This window comes from Syntrophothermus sp. (assembly GCF_013314835.1).
Taxonomy (GTDB): Bacteria; Bacillota; Syntrophomonadia; order Syntrophomonadales; family Syntrophothermaceae; genus Syntrophothermus; species Syntrophothermus lipocalidus.
In genome coordinates this window covers 1-10,138 of the sequence record NZ_JABUEX010000066.1, presented here as the reverse complement: position 1 = coordinate 10,138, position 10,138 = coordinate 1, and the positions used below count along the sequence as shown (strand labels likewise).

Sequence of the window (10,138 nt, the reverse complement as noted above, 5' to 3'; positions counted from 1 at the left end):
GGTAAACGGTTTTGGTCTTCAGGGGGATTGATGATCGCGGGACATTCTATCCAAAGTACGGCGAACAATGTGCGCGATGTAAGCATCTCTCGCTTCATTCAGCGGAAGACGGCGTCGGCTCTAAGTGTACGGCGTTCAAGCGGATACCTCGTGAGATCCTCGAAGGCAGGTTTGACCACCGGAACCCTTACCCTGGAGACGGAGGGATAAGGTTTGAGCCACGGCGAGACTTGAGCGAATCAGCTGTTGAAATACACCACATGCCGCCCGGTCAGTTAACTCCCGCAGGTGGGGCGGTTGCGGAAGTCTACTATTTCGACGAAGAAGGGAACCCTGTGCCCAAGGCCATTGCCACTCGTGTTATCATCCGTGAACTGGATTCTGACGGCAGACTAATACGGGAGACTTTCGGAACTAAGTCGAAGGGGTAGCCAGCAGACAGCCAGCAGAGCGTACACCCCCTTGGTGAATTTCGACTTCCCAATATAGCCGTGTTCGCCCTTAAGCGGCACAAGACCGGACAGGGGAAGGAACGCCTCCGGGCCGGGGAGGTATGGCAAGACCGGGGCCCTGTCTTCACCACGGAGATCGGGACGCACCTCGATCCGTCGAACGTCCGGAACCGCTCCTTGTACCCGGTCCTTGAGAAGGCAGGCCTGCCGAGGATCCGCTTCCACGATCTCCGGCACACCTGCGCCACGCTTCTTCTCGCCCAGGGGGTCCATCCGAAGTTCGTTCAGGCCAACTCGGGAACAACCAGATCAGCGTAACCCTAGACATCTATTCCCGCGTGACACCGACGATGACGAAGGAAGTCGCCGGGAAGATGAATTCCCTCTTCGCCTCCAAAAAAGAACCGCCGGTGACACCCTACCCGATTCACCGGCGTCCGCACTGACGGGGCAGGTTTTCGATGGCGTAGCTAGGCGGCTCGCCACGGCCCTGCGGGCCTCAAGGTTCAGGGGGACCTCCGAGTGCTCATTTCCCTCGCTCCTGTCGAAACCGGGTTGGACTTTAGCAGCCGCCTTAATTTAGCCGTTCGACCGTCGCAAGCATGCCTTCGTCTCTTTCGTGTAGATCGCCGTGGTTTCAAGCTTTTCGTGTCCCAGGAGTCCCTTGGACAGTTAGTAGCTGGGCGCCAGCGCGGCACCAGGCCCTCAGCTTGTCCTTTGGTTTCCACACCGCTCAGGTCTACCGGCAGCCACTTAGTTGAGCCCGATTCCTCTTCCGTCCTGAAACGCCGCAGCCAGTACCACAGCCGGTGAGGATTTACCCCGTGGGACGCGCACCACTCCCTGGCGCTAAGACCGCTGGCTCTGTACTCCGCTATCCACTGCTGCCACTGCTGGCGCCGTGCCTGCTGTTCAGCCTTGGTCATCGCAGAAAACCTCCCCGATTCACGCAAGTTCGGGGAGATTATCCTTCACTACGCACCACAAGGCCAGGTGGGGACAGTTTGACGCTTACGCGTATTTTGAGAAAACGGATGTTGTTAAGGCTAAGAGAGTATTGCAGGGGCATACGTGCGTGGTGGGAGGAATACCAGTGAGCCTGCTGGCCGGCGGTACTCCTGCGAGGATAGAGGAACACGTGAGGGAGCTGCTGGAGCAGGTGAAACCCGGCGGAGGTTTCATCCTTTCTCCGAGCATAGGAACAGCTACTGCGGATACACCTGTCGAGAATCTCCACGCCCTCATTGAAGCGGTGGAAAAGTATGGTTAGGGTTCGGGCGTGTGCAGTGTGCGCCTCAGAAGAGGGCTACAAGCTTTTGGAGTAGCTCAAGAACAGTGACGGACCCTTCAGGCCTCTACATCAACAGGAGGATTGATGTAGAGGTTTTTCCTCTTTGGGATTGAGCTGTACCCAATTTCCTTGGACACGAAATTGGCAAGAGAGGGATACAGCGTTGTATAAAGGGAGACGATGTGCGTCCTGCTACCTTGAGGTGATGGGTGATGTACTCCCTGGTTTCCGGGGCGGTGAGTTCCCGCATGTGACCGCACCATGAGCCGCTGGGTAATATGGTCGTAGCAGGGCTTCGTTTCGGTCTGTTCCAACCCGAAGGAGAGCCGCCAATGACCTCTTTCTGTCAAGGAACACATTTGCTCGACTCAGCATACGCTAGAAACTATACCATCGCTAGGGATTCTAACCAATCCTTACCCATCCATTTGGTCAGTTTGTAAGTATCAAGTCGACCTCTCCAGGTTTCGGTTCTGGATCTCCAAAGAGAGCTGTTTGTGGGCGCCGCCGGAAGGGTGCAGGTTGCACATGGATCCGCTTGCGCGGAAAGGCTTTCCCAAGGATTTCTTCCGTAACCTGCCGGGTAAAGTCCCTAGCATCTGTCCTCACATAGATGGTGGCATCCGGCGCCATCATCTCTGCAGCAGCGGCAAATACCGTTTGCAAAAGCTCGCGATACCTTTTCTGGTTGTTGTGCCGGCTCTCTCTCACCCAGGCTTCGCCAACCATGCTGGGCAACTCTGGCCCTCCTAGCAGCCAGTAGCGCAGCCAGTGATCGTAGTAGTAGGATGTCAGCCCATAATACGGTGGTGAGGTAAGGAGCAACTGGTAACGTGCTTGGGCAGTCCCCTGGCGAGCAAGCAGAAGCTCGCGGGAATCCCCCAGGAGCATCTCGCTGATCCCAGGATGTAAGGTACCCAGGGCGTACCGCCAGCGGATGCGCGGCACCAAGAAGCTCACCGGGTCGATTTCGGGTGGCTTCATGTCTCGTACTTTCCACCAGCGGACCGAATAAGCTGGTGCCATTGATTTCTGTTGGCGCATCTGGTTCGAAAGTGCTTCTCCACGCTTACCTTGAAGGTAAAGTAGTATAAACGCCATAAGCGTCGCGTCTACTGGATCATCTTTCCACCTAAGATGCTCTCTCGCCGCTAGCAGAAACTGGCGCACGCCGGGGGCAAAACACCAAAGATAGAACTCGGGCAGCTGGCTGGCTTCGTGCGCGTACGCACTTGACCTAGCAGCGATGTCTTCGAGACGCTGCAAGACCCGCGTGACATCCGCTGGAGCGAGCTTCACAGCACCGTAGAGCCAGCCGACTGGATTGATTTCCACCCCAAACCCGCAACGATTCAAAGCGGCGGCCGCAGCTACCGTCGTTCCGCGCCCTGCAAACGGGTCAAGCACCATATCTCCTGGTTGAGTGTACTGGGTCACGACTTTCAGAGCAAAATCGACGGGAAACATCCCGTAGTACGGCCCAAAAGATAACCAGCGTACAGCATTCTTGGGCACTGTCGGAACGTCCCTAACGTGGTCCACGCCGCACCAACTCCTTGACCAGCTGCTCCAGTACTCGTGTCCCTAGCCCTCTGGCAATTGTTGCTTGTGCGTGCGCCTCAACAAGAGGCACAACTAGGTCAGGATGCCGCGAGGAGACCAGAGCATCTAACAACGCCACAGCTTCGGGAAGCCTAGGAAACTGGTCGGGGAAGGCTACCGAAAGGTCGCTGTCGCCCTCTTCAAGATACGGAGTCATTCCTACTATCCGGGCTCCCGAGCGCGTCTTGTAGAAAAACTTGCGACCGAAATACGTCTGGTACCCATATGGCCGCTCGCTCTTTGTGAGCACAATGTGATCTTTGATGTACGCGTCGGTCAGCAACAAAACGGTTCCTGGAGGGAAGGTGCCCGGCGATCCGGTAGTGCTCGTATCAAGGCGGATGAAATGTTCCAAAAACGCCCCCGACTTCTCGATTCCCAGAAGCAGAATATCGCGGCCGGTAATTCTTTTGGCCGCCTGGTTAAGACGCTGCAGTTCTTTGCTGATCGCATCCTTCAGCCACGCCGGATGACCAAAGACCGCAAGCGGGCCATCTACCACCAACGCAATCTGGGCTAGACTATCCAGCCACCCCTTCTGTTCCAACGTGCGGAGGAAATTGATCAAAAGTAGTCGTTCTATAACCTGCATGGCCTCGCCGTAGGCTTGTCCGCTAGGTCCGGTCAAATTGAAGGACTCATGGATCCTTAGCGCGTCTGTTGAGTACAGGGGGCGCTGTAGCGAACACGAGCAAGTGTACGCACCTAATCCGCGATCAAAGGATTGCGTGTCCTTAGGGCAATCATCGTACGGGCACCGCTCGTCTCTGGCACTGCTTTTATAACTAAGAAGCGCATGGTACGTGTCCAGCAAGCTTTCCCCATCATCTGCCGACCGTATACTGGCCAACTCTTCAAAAAGCTGGTGGCGAAAGGAATGTTTTGGGTCGCGGGCGTCGCTTCGCTGCACATTGCATCCGGGTAGCACCAACTCGCCCGCCCCTGTTCGCACCGTTCGGTTGACCTCGGGTGGCGCAGGAAACTGCTCTGCGGACAGGTGCCTAATCCGCTCGAGGTCCAGCAGAACCAGAGCCACGGACACAAAGCCGACCTCGGCTCCCGGAAAACCGTTTTCTACAGGAACCTGCGTCCAGCTCCCGTCAATGGCGATAACGAAGCGGGGAAGACTGTCACAGCCCGTCTGGTCAATACGCAGCAATTCCTCTGCCTTACTGGCTCCTCCCCGTTCGGCAGGTGAACGAACGACACAGCTAGCCAGAAAACCTCTTACCTTTTCGCTGCCAGCTATCCTCGATAACGCTATATAGCCTGAACGTTCTCCTGTGTTGGGCACTAGGATTCGCTCCTTTCGGCTTCTTGCACGCTGTCGGCTCCTCCTCCGGTTTCTTTCGCAGCCGTACTGACCGTTTCAACGTAGAAGCGATCTATTTGGGCTGGCACCACGTAAGGGTTGGAGAGCGTCTTCACCCTGATGAACCCGGGATCTTGCCCTCGCAGGATTGAAGACTGGTAGTCCGCGAAGTCATAAAACTTCACGAGTTCTCTTGTCTCATCAGTGTTGTTTAGGTGACCTATGAACCAATTAGCGGTGTTTTTTAGCACACTCCTGTGGATGCTGGAAACCTCCTGGGTAGCATAGACCAATCCTATATGCAACTTGGCACCTTCTTTAGCGACCCGTGGCCAGATACTCCGTGAATCGTCGGGGTCAAAGTCTGTCCCGCTTGGCAACAGATTATGTGCTTCCTCAACATACACTATGATGTCCGGCGGTATCTGCCCGCCGGAAAATACGCGCTGATGTGTCCGGAAAATATGCTCCATAACGCGATCAGCGTTTAATCGGTTTAGCTCCGTGTTACCCAGAGATTGGTCAACAATCACCAACCGTCCCTTATGGAGGTCTTCGCAAATCATGTCTGCAAAGTCCCGATTTACCGTACTGGTATGCTGATTGAGCGCCCGCTTGACCAGCACTGGGCCATTGCGTTGCGCGAGCATACCGATGATGCCCAGGAAATCTTCATCTGCCCAACTGGACCCAGATGAACTTTGGCTCATGTATTGCCTATTAAATTCTTCATAACCCGTGTCGCTCATAGTTATGAACGAGTATAGCACCGCCAAGGCATGGGCAAGCTGATCCCAGCTCATCCTCTGACCAGCGCTGACTCGTTCTAGCACCTGTGCAGCATCGGCAAACTGGTGTGCCTGCGTATGCTTGCTGTTGCGCATTGCTTCAATAAGTTCACGGTTAAATAGTCTCTCACCACGAGGGTACTTGAAGATTTCTGGAGGTTCAAAACCTGCTTTAGATAATAACGCCCTGTACGCCAAGCAGCGACGCCTGTGGCGGGTTATTGTGCTCTGATCGGCTCCTTCTAATGGAGCATCCACCGAAACCCTCCTGAATGCTTCAACGTACCGAACTTTTTCATTGGCAAGTAAGTCATCAATAAGCCGTTTCCCGAGCGGTAGCATCTCGTTCAGGTAGAAATTCACCTTCATTAAGCGCCGATCAGGGTCGTTGGGATGTGGTTCGGTTCCGTAGGTGACTACATCATGGGGAACGCCAGCCGAATGAAGCCTCCACACATTCTTGAGTGCGCCTCGGTCCTGAACGTTTTCGTTAGCGTACTCTCCGTTGTAGTCGAAGATAAGCTGACCGATTCTTCCGTGTTCGGGATTTCGGTACCGCAATTCAAAAAGCGTCTTTGCAATAATCTTGGTTGTGTTAGATTTACCCGTCCGCGTCATTCCGAAAAGAGCTGTCTTTTGGCGCAGCAGGTCGGTAGGAGCTATGCTGATTCTGACGGTATCTACCCCATGCCCCTTTCGATCGGTAGAAGCATACCGGACACGACCGATCTCAACGCGCTCGTTCTTCAAAGGATGGTCTGCCAAACGATCAGGGTCTCTGTAGTTAGCTATAATCTCCAGAGCCTTACCCGAGGGCTTATAAACCTTAAGGGCGTAAGCAGCATAATAGTTCGAAATATCCGCTCCGAAGCGTCGCACCAGCGTGCCGTCTTCCTGACGGTCAACATAAAAAGTACCCAACACCCGGCATTTTAAGCCTGCAAACGACAAAAGATTCCTCGTGTGCAGGTCTAACTGATCCCTGTCCCAGTAGCCATGCTGCTCTGACAGGTTTTGCGCGGCTTCAGCCCGAATTCGAAAAGCCTCAGCGTCATGTGGCAAGGCCGCGGGGCCCTGCACGCGCAGCAAGATTACGCAGGCATCTTCGTCGTCCCAGTCGCAGTTAGGCCCCGGCCACTTCCTCGTAGCTATTAGGAAACACTGGGCCGGAAGTCCTCCGACTACGTGGCGATAGTGGTCGTGAACTTGAATAATCGCCTCATCATACGATAGGGAGATCACTTCACCAACGTAGCGGTCCGTTTGTATAAGCGAATCAAGGAGTTCGGCCACTCGCTTGCGCGAAAGCTCCTCTCTGGCCTCCTGAATAGTCTGCATGACTTCAGACACTGTGAATCCCTCCCTAGCTTTGCTGCACGGTTAAGTCTATTTATTGACACTACCTGATTCCTGCTCTAGTGCCTTGGCTCGTGGCGTGACCAGTAGTAGTGTCAGGGCCGGTTGTAAAATCCCCCACTAGCAGCCCGTGTGCGAAATAGCTTTAAAAACGACGCCTTGACCTCCTCGGGAGCTGTTTGCTGACAGCGTCCGGTAAGGTTTGGGAGGATGCCGCAGCAGCCCCCTTGTCAATTCCTCAACTGTATCGAAGCTTATCCCTACCCGAAACATTTCCCAGATGTTTGCCGCACAGGTAAGCCGCCACATGGGGCGCACTTTCTCCAGTCCCCGGAGCAGGAATTGCCTGAGGTTGAGTTCTTCCTTCTGCATTGGGCCACGTATTGCCTTTTGAGTCCGCCATTCGCTGTGTCTTACCTTATCAGGGGGAATGAAAACCTCGATGTCCTTCTTCTCAAGAAACTCGATGTTGTTCTTATCGCTGTAGTATCCAGCGTCAGCCGATACTTCCTTCGGAAACCGGCCAGTGTTCTCCACAACCTGTAGCACCTGTTCAGGAGATAGCCTGAGTCACTCACTTGGTTACCGAAATCCGCAGCAACGATAATGTGGATCTCCGCATCTACAGCAGCCTGTGCGTTGTACCCCCGGATGAACGCTTGGTCGCTGTTGACCATGATCCACGAGTCAGGATCCCTGAAATTCCACTGAGCGCCCTCCCCCGGTTCTGCATCCCCTGGATCCTTGACAGGTCTGTACGTTTGCCCCCTGGACTCGGCCTCTTTCCTGCGCTCAGCCTGCTCTCTTTCGAGTCTCTCCCTGGCTTCCCGTTCCAACTCGGCCTTCGCTCTCTTGATCGCCTCAAGCCGTTTCTCTCGCGTGGATTGCATTGCACCCGGTTTTTTTGGACACGGGTTTGGCTATACATTCGCTCTGGGTTAGTCTGCCACCTGCCTTTCAGAAAAGGGTTTCTGCAAAACCTCTAGCGGTGTCCTGTAGTCCACACGTGCGACGAGCCACGACTTCTTGAATTCCTCAACGAACCTCTCGATGGCTTTCCGTGTTTCAGCCACGTTCCTGAACCTGTTAGGCTAAATGACCCGTTCCTCAAGTGTTCTGATGAACCACTCGGCTACGCCGTTCCCTTCAGGTTCAGCCACGTAACCGTCGAGGATTTCATGCCGAGCCAGCGGAGTTCGCTTTGAAAAGTACCGGCTCACGTACTGGGAACCATGGTCGTGTCTCAGGGTAACTCCCTGGCAAACCCCCCTTTTCCACTCGCCCAAACCTATCTCTCACCGCCTTCAGCACCGGGTCCAGCGCTTCAAATCTCGTTCCCCGACTTGCTCACCGTCACGAAAGGGTCAAGGTTGTAATGGTCTATGCAGATGAAAGCCCAGCAGAAACCGTCTTCCCCTGTCCAGAATCGAGCTGCATCGGCTCCCCATAGTTCGTTGATGCCTTGAGGGATTATCGTGCCGTCGTGCTTTCCGTCGGAATGAACGTGCCGTTTTCTCGAGGGAGCAAGCAGCCCGTTTTTCCGCATCACCCTCAGAAAAAAACGTTCTTCCACCTCCTTAACCGTGCCCGTACCTTTCTGTGCCCCTCACCCCCAGAAGGGAGTTTCAGAGAGCACCTCCTTGATCGCGCTGAGCAGTTCTTCGTCACCGATGATGGCTTTCGGTCCCCTCTTAACACCACCGGGCTTTCCTGAGTTCCGGCTGGCGTAGAAACTCGACCTGCTGACTCCAAGTACCGCGCAAACCACCTTTACGGGCGGTCTCGACCCGTCTTCCCGGGTCAGAAGATCCCGAACATCGGCGGGGTGGCCAAAGCCCCTTTTTCTTCAGATACTCCTGAAGTATCTCCACCTGCATGTTGAGTTCCCCGATCTTAGCCTGCGCCGCCTTGAGCCTCTTCTCCGCAAGACTCACGGGCCTGGACTTGAGTCCTTCCGTCCCCGCCTGGATGAAGTCGTCTCTTCTGCGCGATGACGTGGACCGGTATGTTGAGCTCACGTGCTACCCGGTCTATGGATTCTCCTCTCAGGACCCGCAGCACAATGTCCCTTCTCTTACCGGCTGTTCGTCTTGTCGATGCTGAATTTGGTTCTCTTGTGGTCATCTCCCTGGACACCTCGTCTCCTTTATACGAGACCGTATCGCCCTTTTGCTAATTTGCTACACGTCTTCCGGGTCCGGCCTCCAGCCGGACCCGGAAGACGTGTGGCACGGAAGCGGTGTTACCTGAAGCAGGCTCACAGGTTGGTTTCTTCCGCGGCCATTCGGATGATCTCCTCGTCGATGGGGTTTCTCTATCTGGCAGGAAAAAATAACGCCTCAAAGCACTAGCCAATAGATTATCATCCACGTATACGACGGTACATGACTCAGTTATGGCATTGTATGCCTGTGAAGCAATCTTTTTGCGATACTCCAAGTCATACTCCGGACCCCGCTTAGCAATCACGAGCGTCGTAAGAACCGAAAACGCCACCCTAAATAGCAGAGCCAAACCCTCATCGGAAACATTAGTCTGAATCCAGTCATAAATCACGGCGTGCCCTAACAGTTGTTTTGGGAAAAACAGCTTATCAACTGTTAAACAGACCCCCGGAATTTCACGCGCTTGTGGGACCACCTTTTGAAACAGGCAGGCGTGCAGCACGCGCGGTTCCACGACATGCGGCACACGTGGGCGACGATGATGCTGGAAGCCGGCGAAGACCTCAAAGTGGTTTCCGAGCTCGGCGGGCACTCGCGCATCAGCACCACGGCGGATACATACAGCCACGTCACGGTCGGCCTGAAGAGACGAGCCGAGGAGAAGATGGGAGCTATAGTCGAGCGGGTAACAGGAGAAAGCACTCCTGAGGGGGACACGGGACCACACGAGAACCCAGGCAGCGGACGCCGCTCAAACACCTAGCCTGGGGCACAACCGCTCGGTCGCCATCGCTCGAGCCGCCTTGGGATTGAAGACGGTCCAGAACCCGCTTCTAGCAGGCTTTTTGCTCTAAACCGCTTGCAACTGCACGAAAATTGCACCAGTTTTAGGTGTGCCCCGGGCGGAACTGCGCCTTACGCTGGTGGGCAGCAGAGGATTCGAACCTCTGACCTCGTGAATGTGAGTCACGCGCTCTAACCACTGAGCTAGCCGCCCACGCATCACAAAGTATAGCAAAGGAGCAACGACAAGGCAACACGCCGAGGGCTCTAGGTCAATAACTGTGGGATGACGCTTCGGGGGCAGCATCCAATGAAGGCCCTCTTTAGGAAACTCTGGCGGTTCCTGAAACCGAAGCCGAGCCGCTTGATCATCTTGGCCACGGTGATTT

General features: G+C 54.9%; 12 protein-coding genes, 1 tRNA gene and 1 pseudogene. 5 read left to right on the top strand and 9 right to left on the bottom strand.

The annotated features are described in order from the left end of the window. The 3 genes from HPY90_RS13465 to HPY90_RS16230 all read left to right on the top strand — a co-directional run. Positions 1-210, top strand: a 210-nt coding sequence (locus HPY90_RS13465) for a hypothetical protein (protein ID WP_287195220.1), incomplete at its 5' end; no start/stop codon positions are given. 20 nt (positions 211-230) lie between these two features. After that, complete coding sequence (locus HPY90_RS13460) at positions 231-431, top strand: hypothetical protein (RefSeq protein ID WP_287195218.1); 201 nt, start codon at positions 231-233, stop codon at positions 429-431. Positions 432-491: 60 nt separating this feature from the next. Continuing rightward, positions 492-770 carry a tyrosine-type recombinase/integrase gene (locus tag HPY90_RS16230; protein ID WP_353733675.1) on the top strand — a complete coding sequence of 93 codons (279 nt, stop codon included), beginning with the start codon at positions 492-494 and terminating at the stop codon, positions 768-770. Between the two features lie 188 nt (positions 771-958). Here the strand turns inward: HPY90_RS16230 and tnpA are convergent, their stop codons facing one another. Further along, entirely contained in the window at positions 959-1,378 is a 420-nt protein-coding gene (gene tnpA / locus HPY90_RS13455) for an IS66 family insertion sequence element accessory protein TnpA (protein ID WP_287195216.1), read from the bottom strand. Between tnpA and HPY90_RS13450 the strand changes: the two genes are divergently transcribed. After that, complete coding sequence (locus HPY90_RS13450; protein ID WP_287195214.1) at positions 1,354-1,722, top strand: uroporphyrinogen decarboxylase family protein; 369 nt, start codon at positions 1,354-1,356, stop codon at positions 1,720-1,722. The two genes, tnpA and HPY90_RS13450, sit on opposite strands and share 25 nt — an antisense overlap. Before the next feature lie 453 nt (positions 1,723-2,175). Here the strand turns inward: HPY90_RS13450 and HPY90_RS13445 are convergent, their stop codons facing one another. From HPY90_RS13445 to HPY90_RS13415, 7 genes are all read right to left on the bottom strand, one after another. Further along, positions 2,176-3,285 carry a DNA methyltransferase gene (locus HPY90_RS13445; RefSeq protein ID WP_287195212.1) on the bottom strand — a complete coding sequence of 370 codons (1,110 nt, stop codon included), beginning with the start codon at positions 3,283-3,285 and terminating at the stop codon, positions 2,176-2,178. Further along, positions 3,272-4,639 carry a DNA double-strand break repair nuclease NurA gene (locus HPY90_RS13440; protein ID WP_287195210.1) on the bottom strand — a complete coding sequence of 456 codons (1,368 nt, stop codon included), beginning with the start codon at positions 4,637-4,639 and terminating at the stop codon, positions 3,272-3,274. Before HPY90_RS13440 ends, HPY90_RS13445 begins: the two co-directional genes overlap by 14 nt. Beyond that, a complete protein-coding gene (locus HPY90_RS13435) occupies positions 4,639-6,795 on the bottom strand; it encodes a helicase HerA domain-containing protein (RefSeq protein WP_287195208.1) in 2,157 nt (718 codons plus the stop codon). Before HPY90_RS13435 ends, HPY90_RS13440 begins: the two co-directional genes overlap by 1 nt. Before the next feature lie 126 nt (positions 6,796-6,921). Further along, positions 6,922-7,338, bottom strand: a complete 417-nt coding sequence (locus HPY90_RS13430) for a hypothetical protein (protein WP_287195206.1) — start codon at positions 7,336-7,338, stop codon at positions 6,922-6,924. A 554-nt stretch (positions 7,339-7,892) separates the two neighbouring features. Beyond that, a complete protein-coding gene (locus tag HPY90_RS13425; protein WP_287195204.1) occupies positions 7,893-8,087 on the bottom strand; it encodes a hypothetical protein in 195 nt (64 codons plus the stop codon). A 38-nt stretch (positions 8,088-8,125) separates the two neighbouring features. Continuing rightward, entirely contained in the window at positions 8,126-8,347 is a 222-nt protein-coding gene (locus HPY90_RS13420; RefSeq protein WP_287195203.1) for a hypothetical protein, read from the bottom strand. A 145-nt stretch (positions 8,348-8,492) separates the two neighbouring features. Next, the gene (locus tag HPY90_RS13415; protein WP_287195201.1) at positions 8,493-8,819 is read right to left on the bottom strand and encodes a hypothetical protein; all 327 of its coding nucleotides are present in this window, start codon (positions 8,817-8,819) and stop codon (positions 8,493-8,495) included. A 607-nt stretch (positions 8,820-9,426) separates the two neighbouring features. On the opposite strand from HPY90_RS13415, the pseudogene HPY90_RS13410 reads away from it, so the two are divergent. Further along, positions 9,427-9,729: pseudogene (locus HPY90_RS13410) on the top strand (tyrosine-type recombinase/integrase); the annotation flags it as partial. A gap of 158 nt (positions 9,730-9,887) precedes the next feature. On the opposite strand, the gene HPY90_RS13405 reads toward HPY90_RS13410, so the two are convergent. Further along, a tRNA-Val gene (locus HPY90_RS13405) sits at positions 9,888-9,963 on the bottom strand. Positions 9,964-10,138: the final 175 nt, after the last annotated feature.

Excerpts from the sequence above, each read along its gene's own strand:
- tnpA (WP_287195216.1), bottom strand. The coding sequence starts at position 1,378 with ATGACCAAGGCTGAACAGCAGGCACGGCGCCAGCAGTGGCAGCAGTGG.
- HPY90_RS13420 (WP_287195203.1), bottom strand. The coding sequence starts at position 8,347 with ATGCGGAAAAACGGGCTGCTTGCTCCCTCGAGAAAACGGCACGTTCAT.